General features: G+C 75.3%; 18 protein-coding genes. 12 read left to right on the top strand and 6 right to left on the bottom strand.

What is annotated here, in order from left to right:
* Positions 1-345 precede the first annotated feature (345 nt).
* Positions 346-3,990 carry a sacsin N-terminal ATP-binding-like domain-containing protein gene (locus tag LUZ64_RS13810; RefSeq protein ID WP_232390034.1) on the bottom strand — a complete coding sequence of 1,215 codons (3,645 nt, stop codon included), beginning with the start codon at positions 3,988-3,990 and terminating at the stop codon, positions 346-348.
* Positions 3,991-4,312: 322 nt separating this feature from the next.
* Positions 4,313-5,221, bottom strand: a complete 909-nt coding sequence (locus tag LUZ64_RS13805; RefSeq protein ID WP_095580477.1) for a DUF3027 domain-containing protein — start codon at positions 5,219-5,221, stop codon at positions 4,313-4,315.
* Between the two features lie 351 nt (positions 5,222-5,572).
* Here LUZ64_RS13805 and LUZ64_RS13800 point away from each other — a divergent pair, with 351 nt between their 5' ends.
* From LUZ64_RS13800 to LUZ64_RS13785, 4 genes are read left to right on the top strand one after another with little or no spacing between them, the layout of a single operon-like run.
* The gene (locus tag LUZ64_RS13800) at positions 5,573-7,054 is read left to right on the top strand and encodes an MFS transporter (protein ID WP_095580479.1); all 1,482 of its coding nucleotides are present in this window, start codon (positions 5,573-5,575) and stop codon (positions 7,052-7,054) included.
* Positions 7,055-7,080: 26 nt separating this feature from the next.
* Positions 7,081-7,560, top strand: coding sequence for a DUF2771 domain-containing protein (locus LUZ64_RS13795; protein WP_143593068.1), 480 nt, complete (start codon positions 7,081-7,083; stop codon positions 7,558-7,560).
* A gap of 31 nt (positions 7,561-7,591) precedes the next feature.
* A complete protein-coding gene (locus tag LUZ64_RS13790) occupies positions 7,592-8,377 on the top strand; it encodes a futalosine hydrolase (RefSeq protein WP_095580473.1) in 786 nt (261 codons plus the stop codon).
* Complete coding sequence (locus LUZ64_RS13785; RefSeq protein ID WP_095580471.1) at positions 8,374-9,225, top strand: 1,4-dihydroxy-6-naphtoate synthase; 852 nt, start codon at positions 8,374-8,376, stop codon at positions 9,223-9,225. The genes LUZ64_RS13790 and LUZ64_RS13785 overlap by 4 nt, the downstream gene beginning before the upstream one ends.
* A gap of 36 nt (positions 9,226-9,261) precedes the next feature.
* Here the strand turns inward: LUZ64_RS13785 and LUZ64_RS37500 are convergent, their stop codons facing one another.
* Positions 9,262-9,645: a cold-shock protein gene (locus tag LUZ64_RS37500; RefSeq protein WP_087926757.1), complete on the bottom strand. Its 384-nt coding sequence runs from the start codon at positions 9,643-9,645 to the stop codon at positions 9,262-9,264.
* A gap of 198 nt (positions 9,646-9,843) precedes the next feature.
* On the opposite strand from LUZ64_RS37500, the gene LUZ64_RS13775 reads away from it, so the two are divergent.
* On the top strand, positions 9,844-10,104 hold the full coding sequence (locus LUZ64_RS13775; RefSeq protein ID WP_211304972.1) for a hypothetical protein: 261 nt from the start codon (positions 9,844-9,846) through the stop codon (positions 10,102-10,104).
* On the opposite strand, the gene LUZ64_RS13770 is transcribed toward LUZ64_RS13775, so the two are convergent.
* Complete coding sequence (locus tag LUZ64_RS13770) at positions 10,059-10,718, bottom strand: HAD family hydrolase (RefSeq protein ID WP_095580467.1); 660 nt, start codon at positions 10,716-10,718, stop codon at positions 10,059-10,061. The genes LUZ64_RS13775 and LUZ64_RS13770 overlap by 46 nt on opposite strands.
* A 92-nt stretch (positions 10,719-10,810) precedes the next feature.
* On the opposite strand from LUZ64_RS13770, the gene LUZ64_RS13765 reads away from it, so the two are divergent.
* From LUZ64_RS13765 to LUZ64_RS13755, 3 genes are read left to right on the top strand one after another with little or no spacing between them, the layout of a single operon-like run.
* On the top strand, positions 10,811-11,845 hold the full coding sequence (locus tag LUZ64_RS13765) for a FecCD family ABC transporter permease (protein ID WP_095580465.1): 1,035 nt from the start codon (positions 10,811-10,813) through the stop codon (positions 11,843-11,845).
* Positions 11,842-12,906: a FecCD family ABC transporter permease gene (locus LUZ64_RS13760; protein WP_095580463.1), complete on the top strand. Its 1,065-nt coding sequence runs from the start codon at positions 11,842-11,844 to the stop codon at positions 12,904-12,906. The genes LUZ64_RS13765 and LUZ64_RS13760 overlap by 4 nt, the downstream gene beginning before the upstream one ends.
* Complete coding sequence (locus LUZ64_RS13755; protein WP_095580461.1) at positions 12,903-13,769, top strand: ABC transporter ATP-binding protein; 867 nt, start codon at positions 12,903-12,905, stop codon at positions 13,767-13,769. The genes LUZ64_RS13760 and LUZ64_RS13755 overlap by 4 nt, the downstream gene beginning before the upstream one ends.
* Before the next feature lie 678 nt (positions 13,770-14,447).
* Here the strand turns inward: LUZ64_RS13755 and LUZ64_RS13750 are convergent.
* Positions 14,448-15,347, bottom strand: a complete 900-nt coding sequence (locus tag LUZ64_RS13750) for a hypothetical protein (RefSeq protein WP_095580459.1) — start codon at positions 15,345-15,347, stop codon at positions 14,448-14,450.
* A 307-nt stretch (positions 15,348-15,654) separates the two neighbouring features.
* Between LUZ64_RS13750 and LUZ64_RS13745 the strand changes: the two genes are divergently transcribed.
* The 4 genes from LUZ64_RS13745 to LUZ64_RS13730 all read left to right on the top strand — a co-directional run bounded on the left by LUZ64_RS13745 (position 15,655) and on the right by LUZ64_RS13730 (position 22,746).
* Positions 15,655-18,291, top strand: a complete 2,637-nt coding sequence (locus LUZ64_RS13745; RefSeq protein WP_232390033.1) for a helicase-associated domain-containing protein — start codon at positions 15,655-15,657, stop codon at positions 18,289-18,291.
* 166 nt (positions 18,292-18,457) lie between these two features.
* Positions 18,458-20,110, top strand: coding sequence for a DNA repair helicase XPB (locus LUZ64_RS13740; protein WP_095579696.1), 1,653 nt, complete (start codon positions 18,458-18,460; stop codon positions 20,108-20,110).
* A 93-nt stretch (positions 20,111-20,203) separates the two neighbouring features.
* On the top strand, positions 20,204-20,485 hold the full coding sequence (locus tag LUZ64_RS13735; RefSeq protein WP_095579695.1) for a type II toxin-antitoxin system RelE family toxin: 282 nt from the start codon (positions 20,204-20,206) through the stop codon (positions 20,483-20,485).
* 182 nt (positions 20,486-20,667) lie between these two features.
* On the top strand, positions 20,668-22,746 hold the full coding sequence (locus tag LUZ64_RS13730; RefSeq protein ID WP_095579694.1) for a HelD family protein: 2,079 nt from the start codon (positions 20,668-20,670) through the stop codon (positions 22,744-22,746).
* Between the two features lie 586 nt (positions 22,747-23,332).
* Here the strand turns inward: LUZ64_RS13730 and LUZ64_RS13725 are convergent.
* Positions 23,333-24,034, bottom strand: coding sequence for a copper homeostasis protein CutC (locus tag LUZ64_RS13725; RefSeq protein WP_232390463.1), 702 nt, complete (start codon positions 24,032-24,034; stop codon positions 23,333-23,335).
* Positions 24,035-24,039: the final 5 nt, after the last annotated feature.

Below are 24,039 nucleotides of genomic sequence, written 5' to 3'. Positions count from 1 at the left end.
CCTCCTGGGGGTGCGTTTCCAGGGTAGGTCCGGGGGTGGGTGGGGTGGGTGCGGGTGCGGGTGCGGTGGGGTGCGGGTTGCCGCTGCGCGGGGCTTTTCCCCTACCCGCCCCTTCCCGAAACCGGGGGCTCCGCCCCCGGGCCCCCGGTTCCGCGCTCCGCGCGGTGGCCTCAAACGCCGACCGGGCTGAATTTGCCCGGTTCCGGGCAACATTTCAGCCCGTCCGGCGATTGAGGACCGGGGTCCGGGGCGGAGCCCCGGTTCGGGAAGGGGCGGGGTGGGGAACAAGGCCCCGCGCAGCGGCACCCGCACCCGCACCCCACCCCGCCCGGCCCGACCCGGCCCCTAGTCGAACCACCGCGCCCGAGCCAGCTCCTCCGCCCGCGACGGATCCTCCAGCAGCGCCGCCGCCTCGAACCGCCGCGCCCAGGCCCCCGCCGCCCACGCCAGCCCCGCCGCGACGCCCTCCAGGGTCGTCGCGTGGAGGACGCCGTCGGAGTCGTGACGCCAGGAGAGCTCGACGCCGCCGACGACCAGTTCCTCGTGCTCGACATATGTCGCGGGGGCGCCCGGCAGGAGGACGCGTACCGCCTCCGGGACCTCGCGGACCTCGCCGTCACCGGTCGGCACCCGCACGGCGAGGACGTCGCCGGCCCGCCGCACCTGGAGCAGCTCCGCGAGATCCGCGGCCCGGGCCGGGGCCACCGGGAGCAGGGGGTGCCCGGCGGCCAGCGGCAGCAGGTCGGGGGCGTCGGCGACCAGCGCGTCGGCCGCGTCCACGACGCGCACCTCGCCGTCGACGACGGCGCGCAGTTCGTCCGGGAGGGTCACCTCGTCCGGGTCGAGGGCGGCCAGCGCCCCGTACAGGGCGTGCAGCTGGGCCTCGCCCACCGGGCGGTGCGGGTCGGCGAGCCGGGAGAGGAGCTCCGCCGCGCCGCCGGGCTCGTCGAGCAGGGCCGCGGCGGAGGTGCGTACGCCCAGCGCACGCAGCACCTGGTCGTCGGCGAGCCCGGCCGCGTCCACCGCCTCGTACAGCCCGGCCAGCAGCGGGTCGCCGCCCGTGGTCCGCAGTCCGGCGGGGCGGCGGCCGTCGAGGACGGGGTGACCGCGCAGCCACCACGCGGTGTACGGACGCACGGACTCCGTCGTGCCGTCCGGGAGCAGGACGCGGACGGGCGCGGTCAGCGCGTCGCGCAGCGGCGGGCGGGCCAGCATGGCGAGGGCCTCGGGCCACGCGTCGTCGTCGACCAGGTCGAGGTCGCGTACGGCCACGAGCTCGGTGGCGACGGGCGGCACGGGGGTCTCGGGCAGCCCGTCGAGGACGTCCTCGCACCACACGTCGACGGCGTCGAGGAGGCCGGCGTCGTCGGGCTCGGCGTAGTCGCCGTCGCGGGGCTCCAGCTCGTCCGGGTCGAGGACGACGTCCGTGGCGCGGACGAGGGCGAAGGTGGCCAGTACGCCGACGGCGGTCAGCGGCTGCTCGCCCCAGCGTTCGGCGAGCGCGGCGTCGCAGGCGGCGAGCTCGCCGGGACGGATGACGCGGGCGAACGGGCTGCCGGGCAGGACGAGTTCACCGGCCGGGGCGAGCTCGCCGTCCTCGTCGGGGAGGGCGAGCTCGCCGAGCCACGGCTCGTCGCCGGGGACGAGGTTCGCGTCGCGGACGAGGGTGAGGACGACGTCGGCGAGGGCGTCGGCGTCGAGCGCGTCCTCGTCCCAGATCTCGTCCGCGTCGAGGGACGCGGCGACGGCGGCCCGCACCTGAGGTGTCGTCAGGACGGCGCGGGGCGCGGCGGGGGTGGCGCCGAGCCTCTCCAGGAGCGGGTGGGCGGCGTCGGGGTGCGCGACCTTCAGCCCGAGGCGGGTCAGGCGCTCGGAGTCACCGGCGTCGGGCAGCGGGAGCAGGACCTGCCGGGGGCCGACGGCGGTGCGGCCGTCGGCGAGCGGGACGGGCAGTCCGGTGAGCCGGTCGGGGTCGACGCCGGCCAGGCTGTCGTAGAGCCGCCACCACCAGGCCGCGTCGCGGGTGACGCCGGCGAGGCGGTCGACGACCTCGCCGAGCGGGACGCGGGCGACGCCGAGCGCGCGGAGTTCGGGGCGGCGTTCGAGCCCGGCGGGCAGGAGGCCGGGGAACAGTTCGGCGAGGACGGCGACGGTGTCGGCACCGGCGCCCTCGACGAGCTCGGCCTCCAGGGGGCGCAGGGCGTAGGGCTCGCCGGCGGGGGCGGCGGGGGCGAAGGGGTCGTCCCAGTCGGCGTCGGCGTCGAGCGGGGCCGCGGAGGGGCGGGCGGCGCCCGGGGAGCTCGGGACGCTCCCGTGAGCGGCCGCCGCGCCGCCGTGGCCGAGGCCGCGCCGGGCGCCGCCCGCCGCGGGGCGTGCGGGACGCGGTTCGCCCTCGCCGCCGTCCGCCGTCGCCGCGCTCGGCAGGAAGGCGACGCGCGGCAGCCGGTCCAGGATCCGGCGGCGCAGCTCGGCGTCCACGACGCCGCGCGCCAGCGGCTGCGGTACGAGGTCGAGGACTCCGGTGGAGACCGGGTGCCAGTCGCGCAGCAGCGTGGCGTACGACTCGGCGGCGCGCTCGGTGAGGAAGTCCGTGAGCGGGCCGGGGGCGGTGTGACGGCGGGTGGGTTCGAGCGGGAACGTGGCGATGAGGAGGGCGGGGAGGCCCAGCGGCTCGTCCGTGGGCGTCGGGGCGTGCAGCACGGGCGCGGTCACCGGCCGTACGGGCGCGCCGTCCTCACCGACCGGCACGGCCCACGTCAGGGACCAGACCGGGCGCAGCCGCTCCTCGACGGGACGGTCGGCGAGCAGCGCGGCGTCCAGGGGGCCGCCGGCGCGGATGACGCGCCATCGGGCGGTGCCGGGGGCGGCGGGGGCCGGGGGCGTGGTGCCGCGGGTGTCCGGGACGGTGGTGCCGGAGGCGTCGGCGCGCGGGGTGTCGTGGGCCCCGAGGTCGGAGGCGTCGGGGCGTGCGGTGCCGTAAGCCCCGAGGCCGGTGGTACCGGGCGCGTCGGCGCGCGGGGTGCCGTAAGCGTGTGTGGTGCCGTAGCCCCCCGGGCCGGTGGTGCCGGAGGCGTCGGCGCGCGGGGCATCGTAGGCCCCGAAGCCGGAGACGTCGGCGCGCGTCGCCCCTTCCGCCCCGAAGCCGGTGGTGTCCGCGGCGCCGCCGCGGGCCGTGGCGCCCATCCCGGCGTCCACCCCCTCGGTCGCGCGCGCCGTGTCGTCGATGAGGACGTACGGGCCCTCCTGGCGGCGTGTCAGCGTTCTTACGGTGCCGTCCGGGGTTTCGACGACGACCTCGGCGAGGCCCGGCAGGGCCAGCAGCAGCGCGTCGTCGATCCCGGCGAGCAGACGGGCGGTCAGGTCCTCGGCGGCGACGTCGCGCAGCGGGAGGACGACCACGGTGTCGTAGCCCTCCGGAGCCGTGCCCTCGGCGGGCAGCGGGAGGCGCAGCAGCGGGACGTGTCCGGCGCGGCGGCGGAGCTCCTCGCCGAGCCCCGGCGAGGCGGCGGCCGCGGCGACCGTGAGCTCCCGGGCCTCCGTCAGGGACCAGCGGACGCCGCCCGTGCGGCTCAGCACGGCTGGTTCGTCGCTGACCGCGAGGACGGCGGAGAAGCCGACGCCGAAGCGGCCGACGCTCCCGCCGTCAGCGCCTTCGCCGTCGTCCTCCCGCTTCGCGGAGGCCCGCAGGGTGGCCAGGGACTCGACGCCGGCGGCGTCGAGGGGGGCGCCGGTGTTGGCGGCGGCCAGTACGGGCGGGCCGTCCGGCGTGGCGTGGCGGAGCGTCAGGCGGAGCCGGCCGGGGACGCCCGCGCGGGACGCCGCGTCCGCGGCGTTCTGGGCGAGCTCGACGACGAGGCGGTCGCGGTAGCCGCCGAGGACGAGGTCCTCCTCGGCGTTGGCGTCCTCCCGGAAGCGGGTGGGGGCGGCCGCCCAGGCCTGGAGTACGGCGTGCCGCAGGGGTTCCGTGCGGAAGGGGTCGGCGGCGCTCACGTGGTTGTCTCCTGTCGCCTGTGGGATCACGGTCCGATTGTCCACGGCGGGGGTGACAGCGGGGGCGCGGGTGGCGGCGCGCGGGTGAGGGGTGCCGCTGCGCGGGGCTTTGTCCCCTACCCGCCCCTTCCCGTAACCGGGGGCTCCGCCCCCGGGCCCCCTTCCGCGCTTCGCGCGGTGTCCTCAAGCGCCGGACGGGCTGAAATCAGCCCGTCCGGCGCTTGAGGACATTCGGGAAGGGGCGGGGTGGGGAAAGGCCCCGCGCAGCGGCAGACCGCACCCGCAGGCCACCCCACGCACCCGCCCCGCCGGAGCCACCCCCTCAGGAATGCCCGAGCTCAGCCCCCGCCCCGTCCGCCTCCACCGGCACGGACCCCGCCGACGACGGCCGCAACGGCAGCGGATCCACCCGCGTCTCGTCGATGACCGGCTCCGACGGCCGCGGCGGCTTCGGCATGACCGCGGCCTCGGAGTGGCCGCCGCAGCCGTACGACAGGGAGACGACGTGCCCGTCCGCGGGGCCGAATTCATTGGCGCAGACGCCGAAGGCCTGGCCGAGGGAGCCGCCGATGCGGACGAGGAAGCCGCAGCTGACGCAGGACGCGGGGGCGGCCTGGGCCATCGGGGTCTTCGCGCCGTGGGACTCGTCCCAGCGGTCGGCGGAGGTGTAGAGGCCGTAGCGCGAGAGGACCCGGGCGCGGCGCATGCCGAGCTCCTCCGCGACGGCCGCGATCGAGCCGCGGGCGGGCGGGGCGGCCTGGGCGGCCGGCGAGCCGACGGTGACGTCGGCGTCCTCGGCCTCGCCCAGCCGGTCCATCTCCTCGGCGAGGGCGGAGTTCGGCGGCGGGGCGTCCTCACCCGTCCAGCCGGGCTCCAGGCGCAGGTCGTCGGCCTCGGTGGGCAGCAGGTCGCCGGGGCCCATGTCGCCGGGGCGCAGCCGCTCGCTCCAGGGCACCCACTCGGGGGCCAGGAGGGCGTCGGCGCCGGGCAGCAGGACCGTCTCGTCGAGGGTGACGTTCTTGGCGCGGGAGGCGCGGGTGACGGTGACGGCCCAGCGCCAGCCGCGGTAGCCGGGGTCGAGGCAGGCGAAGTAGTGGGTGACGACGCGGTCCCCGTCGGCGGCGACCTCCACGTGGTCGCCGACCATGCCCGGCAGCGCGGCGTCCTCGGCCGCCGCCCGGGCGAGTTCTACCGCCTCGGCGCACAGGCGGTCCGGGGTACGGCTTCGCATCGCAGCACTCACAAGAATCGATTCTCTCTTCCACGCCGTCTCACGAGTGCGCCAGCCGAACGGCCGGGTCGGCGGACGGAGCGGACCGGAGGACCGCGTCGACGTCCGCGCCCGAACGGCCTCGGGCGCACCTAGTCACTCCCATTCTGCGGGATCGAGACTCGGAGCGCGGCCAAGAACGACCACCGGTGGCGCGCTACGCACGCTACCCCGCGAGGACACCCGGGGGATACCCGGGCTTCGGCGAGCCCCCGGCCATCTCGCGCGGCGGACGGCCCGGCGGGTGACCCGTGGCTCCCGGGGATGCGCCGAAAGTGCCCTCCGCGATGCCAGTTGGGGCAGTATGGCGTGGTGGGAGCCATCCGGTCAGCCGAAGGCGGTCCGCTCCGCCGTACGGCCCGGGGCGCCGGCCGCGTCCTGCGCAGCCCCTTCGCGTGGGTGGCGCGGGGCGTCCGCAGGGCGACGCACGCGCACGGCGCGGGCGAGTCCGGGCTGGGCAAGCTCATCGAGCTGCACGCGGTGAATTCCGCGGGCGACATGATGATCACGGTCGCACTGGCGTCCACCGTGTTCTTCTCCGTGCCGACGGACCAGGCGCGCGGCCGGGTGGCGCTGTACCTGGCGGTGACGATGGCGCCCTTCGCGCTGCTGGCGCCGGTGATCGGGCCGCTCCTGGACCGGCTCCCGCACGGCCGGCGGGCGGCGATGGCGGGCTCGATGCTCACCCGGGCGGTGCTGGCGCTGACGATGTCGGGCGCGGTGGCGACGGGCGGTCTGGAGCTGTATCCGGCGGCGCTCGGCGTGCTGGTCGCGTCGAAGGCGTACGGCGTGGTGCGGTCGGCGGTGGTGCCACGGCTGCTGCCGCCCCGGATCTCCTTGGTGAAGGCGAACAGCCGGGTGACCCTCGGCGGCCTGGCGGCCACGGGGCTGGCGGCCCCGCTGGGCGCGGGACTGCACCACTTCGGCCCGGAATATCCGCTTTACGGGGCTTGCGTCGTCTTCGCCCTCGGAACGTTCCTCTCCTTCTCGCTCCCGCACAAGGTGGACTCGGCGAAGGGCGAGGCACGGGCCCGGCTGGTCTCGGGCGAGCCCCGGCACCACCACCTCCGCGCCCCGGAGGGAAGGTGGCTGCCCCGCCGGGACAAGGAGGCCAGGAGGGACAGGGAGGCCAGGAGGGACCGGGAGGGCCGGAGGGACCGCAAGGAACGCAGGATCCGTAAGGAGCGGCAGCCCCGGCCCGGTCTGCGCACCGTGGGCAGCTCGGTGCTGCACGCGCTCCAGGCGAACAGCGCGATCCGTGTCCTGTCGGGCTTCCTCACCTTCTTCCTGGCGTTCCTGCTGCGGGTGCACCCGCTCGGCGGGATGGGCCCGGCCTTCTCGCTGGGCGTGGTCGCGGTGGCGGCGGGCGGCGGCAACGCCCTGGGCACGGCGATCGGGGCGCTGCTGCGCTCGCGCGGCCCGGAGAAGACGATCGCGCTGGTGCTGACGGTGACGCTGGGGGTCGCGGTGCTCAGCGCGGTGCTGTTCAGCGCGTTCATGCTGGTCGTCGTCGCGGCCACGGCCGGGATCGCGCAGGCCCTGAGCAAGCAGTCGCTGGACTCGCTGATCCAGCGGGACGTGCCGGAGGAGGTCCGGACGTCCGCGTTCGCCCGTTCGGAGACATTGCTCCAGATGTCCTGGGTGGTCGGCGGGGCCATCGGGATCCTGCTCCCGCTCCACGGGGTGCTAGGCATGGCGGTCGCCGCCGGGGTGCTCGCGCTGGGCGCGGCCACTGCCGTACGGGGGCTGCTGACGGCGGCCCGGCGCGGCTCGCCGCACCCGCGCGTGGCCTGAGCGGAGGGGCCCGATAGCCTGCCCGCATGACCGCTGCGTTTTTTCGGGGCAAGCGCCGCCGTGCCGCTGCCGCCGCCGGGGCCGTGACTTTCGGGCTCCTGGCTCTCTCCGCCTGCGACAAGCCGACGCCGCTGGCGACGGTCACCGTGGGCTCCACCACGGTGACGACCGAGGCCGCTTGCTACGAGGAAGGCAAGGAGCTCGGCGAGAAGGCACTCGAGGAGTGCACCAAGGACAAGACGCCGAAGACCATCAAGGTCAAGCACGGTGACAAGGTCCGCGTGGGCGTCGAGCCCGACATCGCCGACAAGGGCTGGGTCGCGCTGACCAGCGGCCCCATGGGACCGGTCCAGCGGAGCAACCAGCTCAAGCAGACCTACACCACCCTCAACGGCGACGAGCTCTTCGTGAACCAGCAGCTGCGCCGCGTCGAGGACTCCACCATCCTCACCGTCCTCACCAAGGACGGCGTGTGGAACTTCAAGCTCGAGCTGGACAAGGGCTGACCGTCACACCTGCCGTAAGGACGCCCCGCTGATGCGCGTACTCGTCGTGACCGCCGTGGCCGCCGAGCGCGACGCCGTCGTGCGCGGCGCGGCCGGTGACGCCCGCGGGGACACCGCCGCGGAGCCGCTGGAGATCCCCCTGCCGGGCTTCGCGCTGCTCCGCGCCGTCCCCATCGCGCCGGGCGCGTTCCCGCCGGTCGTGGACGTGCTGGCGGCCGGTGTCGGGCCCGCCGCGGCGGCCGCGGGCGCGGCGACCGCGCTGGTGGCGGCCGAGCTCGCCGGCAGCCCGTACGGCCTGGTGGTCTCGGCGGGCATCGGCGGCGGCTTCGTGGGCGCCGGCCGTGGCGTCGAGGGCGCCCCGGTGGGCTCCCTGGTGGTGTCCGACGCGATCGTCGTGGCGGATCTGGGCGCCGAGACGCCCGAGGGCTTCCTCCCGGTCACCGACCTGGGCTTCGGAACGGTGGCGCACCGGCCGCCGGAGCCGCTGGTGCGGGCCGTGGCCGAGGCCACCGGCGCGCGGCGGGGCACGGTGCTGACCGTGTCGACCGTGACCGGTTCCGCCGCCCGCGCGGCGGAGCTCGCCACCCGGCACCCGGCCGCGCTGGCCGAGGCCATGGAGGGCTTCGGGGTGGCCGAGGCCGCCGCGGCGCACGGGGTGCCCGCCCTGGAGCTGCGCGCCGTCTCCAACCCCGTCGGCCCGCGCGACCGCGCCGCCTGGCGGATCGGCGACGCGCTCACCGCGCTCACCGGCGCCTTCCGCGCCGTCTCCCCCGCACTCGCCGCGTACGCCGCGGAGAAAGCCGAGGCCGGAACATGAGCGAGCCGCTGCGCATCGCGTATTCGCCGTGCCCGAACGACACCTTCGTCTTCGACGCGTGGGCGCACGGCCGGGTCCCCGGCGCGCCCGCCCTCGACGTGACCTTCGCCGACATCGACATCACCAACGGGATGGCCGAGCGCGGCGAGTTCGACGTGCTCAAGGTGTCGTACGCGGTGCTGCCGTGGGTGCTGGAGGAGTACGCGCTGCTGCCGTGCGGCGGCGCGCTGGGCCGGGGCTGCGGCCCGCTGGTGCTGACCCGGGAGCCCGGTGACGCGGCGGGGCTGGCGGGGAAGACGGTGGCCGTGCCGAGCGAGCGCTCGACGGCGTACCTCCTCTTCCGGCTGTGGGCGGCGGCGGAGGTGCCGGGCGGGGTCGGCGAGGTGGTCGTGCTGCCGTTCCACGAGATCATGCCGGCGGTCCGGGACGGCAAGGTGGACGCCGGCCTGGTGATCCACGAGGCCCGCTTCACGTATCAGAACTACGGCCTGCACTGCCTGGCCGACATGGGGCAGCACTGGGAGTCCACGACCGGGCTGCCGATCCCGCTGGGCGCGATCATCGCGAAGCGCTCGCTGGGCGCGGAGCGGCTGCGGGAGCTGGCGGAGGCGGCGCGTACGTCCGTGCGGATGGCCTGGGACGATCCGCGGGCGTCGCGGCCGTATGTGCTGGAGCACGCGCAGGAGATGGACCCGGCGGTGGCGGACCAGCACATCGGGCTGTACGTCAACGAATTCACGGCCGGGCTGGGCGAGGCCGGCTACGCGGCGGTGCGCGGGCTGCTCACCCGCGCCGCGGCCGAAGGGCTCGTACCGCCCCTCGGCCCGGACGCGCTCGCCTTTCCCTGACCCCGCTCCCCGGAGGGACGGGCGGGGAGGGGAGGGTCAGACGTCGAGCTGGTCGGCGACCGCGCGCAGCATGCCGGCGATCTTGGAGCCGTGTGCCTTGTCGGGGTAGCGGCCGCGCTCCAGCTGCTGGGTGACGTTCTCCAGGAGCGTGGTGAGGTCCTGGACGATCGACGCCAGCTCGTCGGGCTTGCGGCGCTGGGCGGCGGCGACCGACGGGGCGGGTTCGAGCAGCGTCACCGTCAGTGCCTGGTCGCCGCGCTGGCCGGCCACGACGCCGAACTCGACGCGCTGGCCGGGCTTGAGGGCGTCGACCCCGTCCGGGAGCACCGAGGAGTGCACGAAGACGTCTCCGCCGTCGTCGCGGGAGAGAAAGCCGAAGCCCTTCTCACTGTTGAACCACTTGACCTTGCCGGTAGGCACGTCTGTCCTCGTCCTCGTGTCTCGTCGGAAATACGGAAAACGTCTGCAATCAACGGAAAAACAGCTCTTGATAGCACTACAGCGGGTCGCAAGACCCGCTCCCCCCAAGGCTAATGGTCCCGGGCCCGCTGACAAGACGTCCTCGTCCGTGCGGCGATGGGGCCTTCACGCCGACGCCTTGGGATCTACCCTGGTCAGGTGAGTAGCGAAACTCCCCACGACGGGGATCTCCTGGTACGCATCGGCGCCATCGTCTTCCTCGTCGGCGCGGTGGCCACCCTGGCGACGGTCGCCCCGCTGTTCCTGGGCGCCGATCCGCTGCCGTCCGCAGCGTACTTCGTCTGCATGCTGATGGGGGCGGGTTTCCTGATCGCGGGTGCCGGGGTGCTGCGGTCGATCGCCGCGCAGCGCCGTCAGGCGCGGGAGTCGGTGGCCGCGCCGACCGTCTCCGCGCGGTAGCCGCGCAGCCAGCCGGGGAAGGCCGTGAGGTCGTCGAGGACCACGTCCGCGCCGGCCGCGCGCAGTTCGTCCGCGTCGCACGGCCCGGTCGCCACCGCCACCGACAGCGCACCCGCCTTACGCGCGCCGCGCACGTCACCGGTGTGGTCCCCGACGTAGACGGCCGCGTCGTGCTCGCGCAGCGCCACCGCCTTGCCCTCCGCCCACAGGTCGCCCACGAGCGCGTCGGCGTCGAGCCCGAGGTGGTCCAGGTGGAGCCGGGCGTTGCGCTCGTACTTCGCGGTGACGACGACCGACCGGCCGCCGAGCTCCCGCACCGCCGCGAGGGCCTCCCGCGCGCCCGGCATGGCGGGCGAGGTGTGGATGCCGAGCGTGGGATAGACCGAGCGGTAGAGCTCCATGGCCCCGGCGACGCCGTCCGCGGGGAACCAGTTGGCCAGTTCCTGTTCCAGCGGCGGGCCCAGCCGGGCGCACACCAGGTCGACGTCGATGTACGTGCCGGTGGCGGCGACGAGCGACTCGTACGACGCCCTGATGCCGGGGACGGAATCGATCAAGGTCAGATCGAGATCGAAGCCGACCGTGAACCTGGGTGCGCGCGCGTGCGAGGTCATGCCCACATTCTGCCGTCAGGCCCCGCCCGTACACTGAGCCTCACCTAACCCAGCCCTATCACCGCACACCAGCACAGCCCGAAGTGGAAGCGATGTCAGCCGCCGTCCCGATCAGCACACCCGGATCGCCCCTGGTCCGGCGCCGCATCGGCTGGACGGTGGCCGCGGCCGTCGCCCTGCTGGTCGCGGTGGTCCTCAGCCTCGCGATCGGCGCCCGGCCGGTCGCCCCGGGCCAGGTCCTCGACGCCCTCCTGCACGACGGACAGGGCCGGGACGCCCTGGTCGTCCGCGAGATGCGGCTGCCGCGCACCCTCATCGGCCTGATGGTCGGCGCGGCGCTCGGCCTGGCAGGAACGGTTCTTCAGGGCCTTACCCGCAACCCCATCGGCGACCCGGGCGTCCTCGGCATCAGCCAGGGCGCCTCGCTGGGCGTCGTCACGGCGATCACCCTGGCCGGGGTGGAGACCCTGACGGGCTTCGTGTGGTGGGCGTTCGCGGGCGCCGCGCTGGCGTCCGTCGCCGTCTACGCGGTCGCCTCGCGCGGCCGGGGCGGCGCCTCGCCGGTGAAGCTGGCCCTGGCGGGCGCCGCGATCAACGCGCTGATCGTCGCCGTCGTGCACGCCGTCCTCGCCACCCACGCCGCGGTCCTGGACCGGTTCCGCTTCTGGCAGGTCGGCTCGCTGGCCGGCGGCGAGCACGTCCTGGCCGCCCAGATCTGGCCGTTCCTGCTGGTCGGCGCCGTGATGGTGATCTCCGTGGCGCGTGGTCTGGACGCGCTGGCGCTCGGCGAGGACGTCGCCAAGGGCCTCGGGCAGAACGTCGCGGCCGTACGGATCGTGGGCGGCCTCGGCGCCACCGTCCTCACCGGCATCGGCGTCGCCGCCGCGGGCCCGATCGCCTTCATCGGCCTCGCCGTGCCGCACATCGCCCGCGCCCTGATCGGCGGCGACCACCGCTGGCTGCTGCCGATGACGGCGCTCCTCGGCCCGGTCGTCCTGCTGCTCGCCGACACCGCGGGCCGGGTGATCTTCCCGCCGAGCGAGGTGCCGTCCGGTGTGATGACGGCCCTGATCGGCGTCCCCTTCCTCATCGCCCTGGTCCGCCGCCGCAAGGCGGTGGCCGCGTGAGCGCCCTGACCTCCCGGCCGGGCGTCCGCCCCGCCGGCTACGCCCTCGTCCGCGCCGGGCGCGGCTCCTTCCTCGTGCACCGGCGGGCGACCGCCACCGCGCTCGTGCTGACCGTCCTGCTCGCGGCCGCCTGCCTGGCGTACCTGTGCGTCGGCAAGTCGTTCGTCGCGCCCGGCGAGGCCCTGAAGGCCGTGTTCGGGCTGCCCTCCGACGCCGAGCTGGTCGTCGGCACCCTGCGGCTGCCGCGGATGACGGTGGGACTGCTGGTGGGCGCCGCGTTCGGGGTGGCCGGCGCGCTGATCCAGACCGTCGCCCGCAACCCGCTGGCCAGCCCCGACGTCATCGGTGTGAGCCAGGGCGCGAGCGCCCTGACGGTCGGCGCGCTGACCTACGGCGTCACCTCGTACGCCGTCCTCCCCTACGTGTCCGTCCTCGGCGGGCTCCTCGCGGCCGTCCTCGTCTACGCCTTCGCCTGGCGCGGCGGTCTGCACGCGACCCGTTTCGTCCTCATCGGCATCGGCTTCGCGGTCGCGCTGCGCTCCGTGTCCCACCTGTTCATGACCAAGGGCGACTACCTGGTCGCCCAGCAGGCACAGGTGTGGATGACCGGCTCGCTCAACGGCCGCGGCTGGGCCGAGGCGGCCCCGCTGGCCTGGACGCTGCTCGCGCTGGTGCCCTTCGTCGGCTGGGCGGCACGGGCGCAGCGCACGGTGTCGATGGACGACGACACCGCGACGGCCCTCGGCGTAAGGCTGAACCGGACCCGGCTGGGGCTCGCCTTCCTCGGCGTGCTGCTGGCCTCCGTCGCCACGGGCGCGGCCGGCCCGGTCGACTTCGTGGCGCTCCTCGCGCCCCAGCTGGCCCGCCGGGTGACGCGCACCGCGCAGATCCCGCTGCTGTGCTCGGCCCTGACGGGCGCGCTCGTCGTCGTCCTCGCGGACCTGCTGGGCCGCAAGCTGTTCGAACCCACCGAACTCCCCGTCGGCGTGCTCACCGCCGCCGTCGGCGCCCCGTATCTCATCTGGCTCATCATCAGGGGCCGTACCGGAGGAAGAGCGTGACCGAGCGGACGACCCCCCGGCTCACCGCCCGCGACCTGACGCTCGCCTACGAGGAGCGCGTGGTCGTGGACGGCCTCGACGTGGACATCCCCGACGGCGAGGTCACCGTCGTCGTCGGCCCCAACGCGTGCGGCAAGTCGACGCTGCTGCGGGCCCTCGGCCGGCTGCTGAAGCCGCAGCGCGGCGCCGTGCTCCTGGACGGCACCGAGCTGGCCCGCATCCCCACCCGCGACATCGCCCGTTCGCTGGGGCTGCTGCCGCAGACGCCCGTAGCGCCCGAGGCCATCACCGTCGCGGACCTGGTCGCCCGCGGCCGCCAGCCGCACCAGCGCTGGTGGCAGCAGTGGTCGGACGAGGACGAGCGCGCCGTCACGGACGCGATGGAGCGCACGGACACGGCGGCGCTCGCCGAGCGCGCCGTGGACGAGCTCTCGGGCGGCCAGCGGCAGCGCGTGTGGATCGCGATGGCGCTGGCGCAGGAGACGGACCTGCTGCTCCTGGACGAGCCGACGACGTACCTGGACATCTCCCACCAGGTGGAGGTCCTGGACCTGTGCCGCCGCCTCAACCACGAGCGGAACCGCACGGTCGTGGCCGTCCTGCACGACCTCAACCAGGCGGCGCGCTACGCCGACCACCTGGTGGCGATGAAGGCCGGCCGCATCGTGGCCCAGGGCGCCCCGTCGGAGGTGGTGACGGCGGAGCTGGTGCGGGAGGTCTTCGGCCTGGAGTCGGTGGTCGTACCGGACCCGGTAACGGGTGGGCCGCTGGTGGTGCCGGGGATGCCGTGGGCGGGGCGGGAAGCGGGAGCGGAGCGGGAAGCGGGAGCGGAGCGGGTGGAGTCGGAGAGCGCCACGGGCTGAGACCGCCACGGAACCGCCGCGCGCCGGGTCGCACGACGACGGGCCGGCCGGACGGACGGGCGGGCGGGCGGCGCTCGCCACGTCCCGTGCGGACCGCGAGCGTCCGGGATACCGACCCGCCGGGTCACGCGCCGTGTCCGGCCGGGCCGAGATGGCCGGTCACGTGGGGCGCCCGATCGGCGGGTATGCCGGATCGGCGGGGGTGCCGGGTCGCCGATCACCGGGGACGCCCGAGCGGCGGGGACACCGGGTCACCGGCCACCGGGAGCACCCGAGCAACGAGGACACCAGGCCACCGATCACCGGGAGCACCCGAGCAACGAAGACACCAGGCCACCGGCCACCGGGAGCACCCGAGCAACGAAGACACCAGGCCACCGGCCACCGGGAGCACCCGAGCAACGAAGACACCAGGCCACCGGCCACCGGGAGCACCCGAGCAACGAAGACACCAGACCACCGGCCACCGGGAGCACCCGAGCAACGAAGACACCAGGCCACCGGCCACCGGGAGCACCCGAGCAACGAAGACACCAGGCCACCGATCACCGGGAGCACCCGAGCAACGAGGACACCAGGCCACCGATCACCGGGAGCACCCGAGCAACGAGGACACCGGACCACCGGCCACCGGGGAAACCCGATCGGCAGGGACACCGGGCCACCCGGATCGCCCGTTCAACCAGGGCGCCGGGCCCGCCACGTCACATAGAGCGCGGAGGCCACGGCGGCGACGCGGATGACCCAGGGCCAGGTGTCGGCCAGGGCCGGGCCGAGCCCGCCCGACGGGACGGGCTCGCCCCAGCGGCCTTCCGTGCGCCCCCACAGCCAGACGACACCGGCCGCGACGGTGAGCCCCGGCAGGACCACGACCGCCCACTGCGACTCGGTGTGGGAGAGCTTGCGGGTGAGGTAGGCCAGGCCCCAGCCGACGGCGAGCACGATCCAGTTGCCCAGCGCGGCGCCGACGAGCAGCAGCAGGGCGACGATCAGGAGCAGCGGCGGGACGGGCGCTCCGTCGGGGCGGCGCAGCAGACTGAGCCGGCGTGGCCCGTCCTCCTCGGCTTCCTCGGCCACCTCGTCCTCCTCACCCCGCCCGCCCGGGTCGCCCGGCGGGGCGGCGTGCGGTGGCGGCTTCAGTATCTCGGGGACCTCGATGCCGCCGGTGAACCCGTGCATCGGTGCGGACGCGCCGCCCGGGAAGGGTCCGGGCTCGACCCGCCACCAGTCCGGCGCCTCGGCGGCCGGCCCCGTCCCGTCCGCCGCGGGAAAGTATTGCGGCGCGGGGGCCGCGGCGCGGGCGGCCTCGCCCTCCCGGCGCGGCGCGGGCACCTTGCCGCTGTCGCTCCCGGCGGCCCCGGCCCCGGCCACGGCCTCGTCGGGGCTGCCGAGGTCGGCGAGAATGCGCTGCACGGCGTTCGGCGTGTCGGCGCCCTCGGAGGAACGTCTCCGCTCGATCTCCGTACGCAGCCGCGAGACGAGCCGCATCCGGTCGCCGGAGGTGAGCGACTGCCGCTGGGCGATGTCGCCGACCCGGCTCAGATAGTCGTAAACAAGCTGATCGCTCTCGATCCCCACCGAAACCCCTCAGACCACCAGCCGCGTTCCTGCCCCGAAGGTACCGCCTCATCACGGGCCCCAAGGAGGGATTCAGGAGACCTTCACCGCGAGGCGGGCATCCCGCCGGACGGGCTGATTTTCAGCCCGTCTGGGGGCACCTCCCAGCGGTAGCTGGGGGAGCTTGAGGACACCGCGCGTCAGCGCGGAAGGGGGCCGGGGGCGAAGCCCCCGGTTGCGGGAAGGGGCGGGTAGGGGAAGGCCCCGCGCAGCGGACCCGCACGGACAACAGCCCAGCACAGCGCAGCGACCCGGTACCGTAAGCAGAATGACCACGTCGCGGCCGGAGAAGCACACGAGCGGACCCCGCACGGAAAGAGCACCCGCCCACGCCCCTTCCGCCGCCCCCGCCCGGACACTCGCCGAAGAGCTCCGCGGCCGCCCCGACGACTCCCTCGCCACCCTCCTGCGCGCCCGCCCCGACCTGCTCAACCCCGTCCCGGGCGACCTCACCCAGCTCGCGACCCGGGCCGGCACCCGCGCCTCCGTCGTCCGGGCGCTGGACCGCCTGGACCGGTTCACGCTCCAGGTCGCGGAGGCGCTGGCCGTCGCGCCAGACCCGTGCCCGTACGCCACGCTGGACGCCCTGATGGGCGGTGACGCGCCCGGGGACCCGGCGATCGCGGCCGAGCTGCCCCGCGCCGTGGCGGTCCTGCGCGGGCAGGCGCTGGTGTGGGGCGGCGAGGACCGGCTGCGCCTGGTGCGCACGGTGCGGGAGCTGCTGGCGCCGAGCCCGGCGCACCCGTCCCCGACGGGCCTGGGCCCGTCCGCGGCCGAGGCCACGGCGGGCATGTCGCCGGGCCGGGTGCAGCAGATCATCGCGGCGGCGGGGCTGCCCGCGACGCACGACCCGGTGACGGCGGTCGCGGCGCTGACGGAGCTGTTCGAGGACCGCGCGCGGATGTCGGCGCTGCTGGACACCGCGCCGGCGGACGCGACGGCGGTGCTGGGCCGCCTGGTGTGGGGCCCGCCGTACGGCACGGTGACGGCCGAGCCGGCGGCGCACCTGCGCTGGCTGCTGGACCGGGGGCTGCTGCTGCCGGCCGGGCCGGGGAGCGTGCTGCTGCCCCGTGAGGTGGCGCTGCACCTGCGCGCCGGACGGGCGCACCGGTCCCCGGAGCCGGTGGCCCCGGAGCTGGCGCCGGTCACCGAGCACTCGCCGCGGGTGGTGGACGCGACGGCGGCCGGGCAGGCGTTCACGGCGCTGACGACCGTCGAGGACCTGCTGAAGGGCTGGGAGACGGGCGGCCCCCTGGTGCTGCGGGCGGGCGGGCTGAGCGTGCGCGACCTGAAGCGGACGGCGGCCGCGCTGGACACGACGGAGCAGGCGGCCGCGTTCTGGGCCGAGCTGGCGTACGCGGCGGGGCTCCTGGCGTCCGACGGCGACGTCGACGAGCGGTACGCCCCGACACCGGCCTACGACGACTGGCTGCAGCTGCCGGCGGAGCAGCGCTGGACGCGGCTGGCGACGGCGTGGCTGGCGGCGACCCGTACGGCGGGCCCGGTCGGCGGCCGGGACGCCAAGGCCCGTACGCTCGCGGCGCTGGGCCCGGACCTGGACCGCGCCCCGGCACCGGAGGTGCGCCACCGGGTGCTGGCGCTGCTGGCGACGCTGCCGCCGGGCGGGTCGGTCACGCCGGAGACGCTGCTGAGGCGGCTGCACTGGGAGCGCCCGCCGCGCGGCACGGTCGCGGGCGGTCAGGCGGGCGCCGCGCAGGCCGCCGCGCCGGCCACCCGGCCGCCCACCGCGGCCGCTCCCGGCACACCGCCGCACGCGCCCCACGACGACCTCCGCTCGCGTCTGGCCCTCTGGACCCTGACCGAGGCCGAGATGCTGGGCGTCACCAACCGCGGCGCGCTGACGGACCACGGCCGGGCCCTGCTGGGGGCCGAGGCCGGCGGCGGGGCGGAGACCGCGCCCGCGCCGTGGCGCCCGGCCGGCGAGGCCGAGCTCGGGGCCGCGGCCGTACGGGCCGCCGCGCGCCTCGCGCCGCTGCTCCCCGAGCCGCTCGACCACGTGCTGCTCCAGGCGGACCTCACGGCGGTGGCCCCGGGCCCGCTGCGGCGCCCCCTCGCGCAGGTGCTGGGGGTGCTGGCCGACGTCGAGTCCAAGGGCGGGGCGACGGTCTACCGCTTCACGCCCGGCTCCGTACGGCGCGCGCTGGACGCGGGGCGGACGGCGACGGACCTGAAGACGTTCCTCACGGAGCACTCGCGCACGCCCGTGCCGCAGCCTCTCTCGTACCTCATCGACGACGTGGCCCGCCGCCACGGCCACCTCCGGGTGGGCGCGGCCTCCTCCTACGTGCGCTGCGACGACGAGGCCGTACTGGCGGAGATCCTCGCCGACCGGCGCTCCGCCCCGCTGCGGCCGCGCCGCCTGGCGCCGACGGTGCTGGCGGCGCAGGTCACGCCCGACGCCCTCCTCGACGGCCTGCGGGCCATGGGCTACGCCCCGGCGGCGGAGTCCGCGGAGGGCGACGTCGTGGTCACCCGCGCGGACGCCCACCGCACCCCGCCGCGCACGGCGCCCGCCCCCGTACCGGAGGGCCCGCCCGTCCCGGATACGACGCTGCTCGGCGCGGCGGTCCGCGCGATCCGCGCGGGCGACATGGCCTCGACCGCCGAACGCAAGCCCACCACCGCCCCGGCCCCCGCCTCCGGCGGCCTGCCCCGCACCACGTCCGCCGACACCCTGGCGACGGTCCAGGCCGCGGTACTGACGGGCGCGGCCGTCTGGATCGGCTACGTGAACGCGGAGGGCGCGGCGAGCCAGCGGGTGATCGCCCCGGTGCGGGTGGAGGGCGGCTTCGTCACGGCGTACGACCACACGGCGGACGAGATCCGCACGTACCCGCTGCACCGGATCACGGGCGTGGCGGAGCTGGTGGACGACACGGTCTGACCCGTCGTGGCCGGCCCGCCCGGCGACCGGCCGGACCGGCCGTCGCGGCGGGCCCCCGCCGTCCCCCGCTCCGCCTTTCCCCCGCATGCGGCACACTGGACGTTTGGCCTTACGGCGCCGCCCCGGCGTCCGTACCGGCCGACCGCTAGCGGAAAGGGCCCAGCGCGTGAACGGACCTCTCATCGTCCAGAGCGACAAGACGCTGCTTCTGGAGGTGGACCACGAGCAGGCGGACGCGTGCCGCCGCGCCATCGCCCCCTTCGCGGAGCTGGAGCGGGCGCCGGAGCACATCCACACGTACCGCCTGACCCCGCTCGGCCTGTGGAACGCCCGCGCCGCCGGGCACGACGCCGAGCAGGTCATCGACGCGCTGGTCACCCACTCCCGTTACCCCGTGCCGCACGCGCTGCTGGTCGACATCGCCGAGACGATGGACCGCTACGGCCGTCTCAAGCTGCTGAAGCACCCCGTGCACGGGCTGGTCCTGGAGAGCACGGACCGGCCGGTGCTGGAGGAGATCCTCCGGTCGAAGAAGATCCAGCCGCTGGTCGGCGCCCGGATCGACCCCGACACCGTCGCCGTGCACCCCTCCGAGCGCGGGCAGATCAAGCAGACGCTGCTCAAGCTCGGCTGGCCCGCCGAGGACCTCGCGGGCTACGTCGACGGCGAGGCGCACCCGATCGAGCTGGAGGAGGACGGCTGGACGCTGCGCCCGTACCAGCGGCAGGCCGTGGAGGGCTTCTGGCACGGCGGCTCGGGCGTCGTCGTGCTGCCCTGCGGCGCCGGCAAGACGCTGGTCGGCGCGGGCGCGATGGCGCAGGCCAAGGCGACCACGCTGATCCTCGTCACCAACACCGTCTCGGCGCGGCAGTGGAAGCACGAGCTGGTGAAGCGGACGTCCCTGACCGAGGACGAGATCGGCGAGTACTCCGGGACGAAGAAGGAGATCCGCCCGGTCACCATCGCCACGTACCAGGTCCTCACGACCAAGCGGAAGGGCATCTACCCGCACCTGGAGCTGTTCGACTCCCGCGACTGGGGCCTGGTCGTCTACGACGAGGTGCACCTGCTGCCGGCGCCGGTCTTCAAGTTCACGGCCGACCTCCAGGCGCGCCGCCGCCTCGGCCTGACGGCCACCCTGGTGCGCGAGGACGGCCGTGAGTCGGACGTCTTCTCGCTCATCGGCCCGAAGCGGTTCGACGCCCCGTGGAAGGAGATCGAGGCGCAGGGCTACATCGCGCCCGCCGACTGCGTCGAGGTCCGCGTCAACCTCACGGACCACGAGCGGCTCGCCTACGCGACGGCGGAGACCGAGGAGAAGTACCGCTACTGCGCGACGACCGCCACCAAGCGGAAGGTCACGGAGGCGCTGGTGCGCAAGCACCGGGGCGAGCAGACGCTCGTCATCGGCCAGTACATCGACCAGCTGGACGAGCTCGGCGAGCACCTCGGCGCGCCCGTCATCAAGGGCGAGACGACCAACGCGCAGCGGGAGAAGCTCTTCGACGCCTTCCGGCAGGGAGAGATCTCGGTCCTCGTCGTCTCGAAGGTCGCGAACTTCTCGATCGACCTGCCGGAGGCGACGGTCGCCATCCAGGTGTCCGGCACGTTCGGCTCCCGCCAGGAGGAGGCGCAGCGGCTCGGCCGGGTGCTCCGCCCGAAGGCGGACGGCCACGAGGCCCGCTTCTACTCGGTGGTCGCCCGCGACACGGTCGACCAGGACTTCGCGGCGCACCGCCAGCGCTTCCTGGCGGAGCAGGGGTACGCGTACCGGATCGTGGACGCGGACTCGCTGCTGACCGGCGAGGACGCGGCCTGAACCACCGGGCCGGGCGGGGTGATCCGGCCCCCGCCCGCGATTCCCGGTCGGTACGCTGGGCGGAGAGTCGCGCCATGGCAAGGAGAGAGCAGCATGCCTCATCAGGACATCTACGAGGTGTTGTACACCGAGCCGGCCGCACGTGACCGCGACCGGCTGGACCCCGCGCGCAGGGCGTCGTTCGACAAGGCGATCGAGATCCTCGCACGCGACCCGTACACCGAACTCTCACGGACCGTGGGGGTGGGCGAGCAGGACAGGGAGATCCGTCTCACCTCGCAGATCGTGGCCGAGTACATGGTGTCGCGAGGACGCCTGCTCCTCGTGCTCCTGAGGATCTTCGACGACGCGGACATCCTCCTGGCCGAGGACTGACCCGGGGCGCGGGCGGATCCCGAGGGGCGTGCGGAAAATCATTCGCACGCCCCTTGGCGGCTGACTAGACTCCCCCCTTCCCGCCGCCCCTGCGCGTCCTCGCGCCGGGACGGCACCGGCCGGACGGAAACCGGCGGTCCGCACCACCTTCCGCAACCGCCCGTTCGCCCGGAGGCCCCGCCGTGCCCGCCCAGCAAGTCCCGAACGACCCCCTCGCGCGTGAGCGCGCCCACCTCTCCTCCTCCCGTTCCGCGCTGCGCGCCATGCGCGCCGACGTCGAGGCCCTGGACATCAAGGACGTCACCGCGAACTGGGTGAACGCCGCCGTCCTGGAGCGGCAGATCGAGGACCGCATCACCGCGCTCGCTGATCTCGCGCACACCCCGTTGTTCTTCGGCCGCTTGGACTACCTGCACGCGCCGGGGGCGGATCGGGCGGAGGGGGGTGAGGGCGAGCGCTTTTACATCGGCCGCCGCCACGTCCACGACGCGGACGGCGACCCCATGGTCATCGACTGGCGCGCGCCCGTCTCGCAGCCGTTCTACCGGGCGTCCAAGAAGGAGCCCATGGACGTACGGACGCGCCGCCGTTTCGGCTACACCGGCGGCGAGTTGACCGCCTACGAGGACGAGGACCTCACCGACGCGGCCGGCGAGGAGCAGGCCAGCAAGCTGCTGCAGACGGAGATCGAGCGGCCGCGCGTCGGCCCGATGCGGGACATCGTCGCGACGATCCAGCCGGAACAGGACGAGATCGTCCGCGCCGGCATCGGCGGCACGGTGTGCGTCCAGGGCGCCCCGGGCACCGGGAAGACCGCCGTCGGCCTGCACCGCGTGGCCTACCTGCTCTACGCGCACCGGGAGCGCCTCGCCCGCACGGGCACGCTCGTCATCGGCCCGAACCGCTCCTTCCTCCACTACATCGAGCAAGTCCTCCCCGCGCTGGGAGAGTTGAACGTGGCACAGGCCACGGTCGACGACCTCGTCGCCCATGTGGAGGTGCGCGGCGAGGACGCCCCCGCCGCCGCCCGTCTCAAGGGCGACGCCCGCATGGCGGAGGTGCTGCGGCGCGCCGTGCGCTCCGGGGTGACGATGCCCGACGAGGCGGTCGTCGTCGTCCGCGGCTCGCGGCGCTGGCGGGTGCCCGCGTACGAGATCGAGGAGATGGTCCGGGAGCTACTCAGTAACACTAGTCGCTACCGCGACGGGCGCGACTTCCGTTACGGCGCCGCCCGCGAGGCCCTGCCGCAGCGGATCGCGCACGCCGTGCTCGTACGGATGGAGGAGGCCGGCGAGGCGCCCGACGACCGGGTGCAGGACGCGGTCGCGCGGAACGCGGCCGTGAAGGCGGCCGTCAAGTCCCTCTGGCCCGCGGTCGATCCGGCGAAGCTGGTGCTGCGCCTCCTGTCCGACGCGGAGTTCCTCGCGGAGCACGCCGACGGCGTCCTGACGGCCGGCGAGCAGGCGGAGATCCTCTGGGCGAAGCCCGCCCGCGGCGTGCGGTCCGCCAAGTGGTCGGCGGCGGACGCGGTGCTGATCGACGAGGCGTCCGACCTCGTCGCCCGGACGCCGTCCCTCGGCCACGTCGTCCTGGACGAGGCCCAGGACCTCTCCCCCATGCAGTACCGCGCGGTCGGCCGCCGCTGCACGACGGGCTCCGCGACGATCCTCGGCGACCTCGCGCAGGGCACGACGCCGTGGGCGACGCCGACCTGGGCCGAGGCCCTCACCCACTTGGGCAAGCCGGACGCCTCCGTCGAGGAGCTGACCCAGGGCTTCCGCGTGCCCCGCGAAGTGATCGCCTACGCGTCCCGGCTGCTCCCGGCCATCGCGCCCGGCCTCACGGAGGCCACGTCCGTGCGTGAGGCCGCCGGCGACTTCTCGGTGCGGGAGGTGGCCGCTCCGGCGCGGGACGAAGCGGTCGTCGCCGCCTGCCGCGAGGCGCTGACGCGCGAGGGCTCGACCGGCCTGATCGCCGCGGACGCCCGCGTCGCGCCGCTCGCGGAGGCCCTGCGCACCGCCGGCCTGCCGTTCCTCGCCCCCGGCGAGGAGACCTCGGCGGACGCCCGTCTGACCCTGGTCCCGGCGACCCTGGCCAAGGGCCTGGAGTACGACTACGTGGTCCTGGACGAACCGTCGGAGGTCGTCGCGGGCGAACCCGACGAACGCACGGGCTTGCGCCGTCTGTACGTGGCGCTGACGCGGGCGGTGTCGGGGCTGACGGTGATCCATGCGGAGGGGTTGCCGGGGCAGTTGGGGTAGCGGTTCCGCTTACGCGGCGGGGCTGTTCGTTCCCGCTGCGGCGCCCGTTGCCGGGTGCGGCGCGGTTCCCCTGCCGGGCCCCTTGCCGGGTGCGGCGCCGTTTCCCGCTGCGCGGGCGTTCCCGCTGCGCGGGGCGTTCACCGGTGCGGCGGTGGGCCTCCGCGGGTCCTTTCGGGACTGCTTCGCTTTACGTCCCGAAAGGACCCGCTGCGGCCCCCCACCTCCCGTGAGTGGGTGGTGAAAAACAGCCGTGGTCACCGTCAGCCGACAAGTGCGGCTCAGCCCCCGCGTCTTTCCCCCACCCACCCGCAGGAGGGGACGGGCCGGAGGGGTGGTTGCCGGGCGTAAAGCGAAGCAGCCCGGCAACCACCCCTCCGGCCCGGCACCGACCTGAAAGCCCCGCGCAGCGGACCCGCCCCGCGCAGCGGCAACGACGCTGCACCCGGCGAAGAAGAACCGCCCGGTACCGGGCCCCGCAGCGGCAACGACGCCGCACCCGGCAACGAACAGCCCCCCGGCAGGGGAAACGGCGCCGCACCCGGCAAGAAGAACCGCCCGGCACGGGCCCCGCAGCGGGAAACACCCGTTACTGCCCCAGCGCCGCCCGCCAAACCCCCACCGCCGCCGCCGACACCCCGAACCCCCACCCGTCCGGCCGCACCGCACCCCCGACGTGGAACGCCGAGATCCCGGCGTCACGCAGCGCCGGCACATGCCGCAGCTGGAGGCCGCCGCCGACCAGGATGCGGGGTTCGTAGCCCGGTTCGTCGCCGCGGGCGGCCTCCGCGAGGAGCGTGGGGAGGCCGTCCTCGACGCCCGTCGGCGCGCCCGCCGTCAGGTACGTGTCCAGGCCCGGCAGGTCCGCGAGCTGCTTGCGCAGGGCGTCGCGGTCCGCCGCGCGGTCGATCGCGCGGTGGAACGTCCAGCGCGCCCGCGGCCCGATCGCCTCGGCGAGGGCGGTCACCGCCGTGAGGTCGGCGCGGCCGTCGTCCGTGAGGAAGCCGAGGACGAACTCGTCAGCGCCCTCCGCCGCCAGCGCCCGCGCGGACCCGCAGAGCCGTTCCAGCGCGGCCGCGCCCCCCGCCGAGAAGCCGTCCGTGTCGCGCAGCATCACCCGTACGGGGATGTCGACGGCGGCACGCACCGCCGCGAAGGTCGCGACGGAGGGCGTAAGCCCGTCCGCGGCCATGTCGGTGACCAGTTCGAGCCGGTCGGCCCCACCGGCCTCCGCCGCCCTCGCGTCCTCGGCGTCGAGCGCGATCACCTCCAGGATTGCGCGGTTCCTCACGTGAC

Origin of the sequence: Streptomyces albireticuli (genome assembly GCF_021228125.1) — a bacterium.
Lineage (GTDB): Bacteria > Actinomycetota > Actinomycetes > Streptomycetales > Streptomycetaceae > Streptomyces > Streptomyces albireticuli.
This window is presented reverse-complemented; position numbering and strand designations above follow the sequence as displayed.